This is a genomic window from Chromobacterium vaccinii (genome assembly GCF_000971335.1).
GTDB lineage: Bacteria > Pseudomonadota > Gammaproteobacteria > Burkholderiales > Chromobacteriaceae > Chromobacterium > Chromobacterium vaccinii.
In genome coordinates this window covers 1-838 of the sequence record NZ_JZJL01000141.1, presented here as the reverse complement: position 1 = coordinate 838, position 838 = coordinate 1, and the positions used below count along the sequence as shown (strand labels likewise).

Genomic DNA, 838 nt, shown 5'->3' with positions numbered 1-838 from the left:
GGGCGGGCATGATTGTAGTCCTGCCGCCACGCTTCAATCGTCTGTCTTGCATCCTGCAAATTGTGAAAGACGGACTGGTTCAAACATTCCTCCCGGAATCGCCCGTTGAAGCTCTCAATAAATGCATTCTCAACAGGCTTGCCTGGCCGGATGAATTGCAGCGTCACGCCGTGTCGATACGCCCATTCATCTAGTGCTCGGCTGGTAAATTCTGGCCCATTATCAACCTGAATCAGGTTTGGGCAACGCCCCGCACAAAGTAACTGGTCTAAAACCCGCACGACACGCCGTCCAGGTAACGAGTGATCCACCTCAATCCAAACCGATTCACGGTTCCAGGTATCCACCACGGTCAACGCTCGGATACGGCGACCGTTCCACAGCGTATCCGAAACGAAATCCATCGCCCAACGCTGGTCTTGTCCCTCCGGCATTGGTAGCACCACTCGAAGGTGGCTTGGCCGTTTCTTTCGTCGCCGCAAGCGTAGCGACAAGCCTTCTTCCTTGTAGACCCGCTCCACTCGTTTGTGGTTGATTATCCAGCCTTCTCGGCACAGCAAAGCATGTAACCGTGGCGAGCCGAAACGCCGGCGCTGTTCGGCCAATTCACGCAATCTTACCCGCAACGCCGCATTCCGATCTTCGGCAGGCTTGCGGTGAAAGGTCTTGCGCGTTACCAACAACAAGCGACAGGCCCGACGTTCAGAAATACCGTGCCTAGCGATGAGTTGCCGGGCAGCATCACAGCGCTGGTCGGGCCGCGTCAGTTTTTTGAGACCACCTCTTTCAGCATCTGAATATCCAGCGCCTGTTCGGCCACCAGCCGTTTCAACCGGTT

General features: G+C 55.8%; 1 protein-coding gene. It reads right to left on the bottom strand.

The features are described from left to right. Nucleotides 1–838 (bottom strand): IS3 family transposase (locus tag VL52_RS24900; RefSeq protein ID WP_144410394.1); only part of this gene is annotated, 838 nt, incomplete at both ends.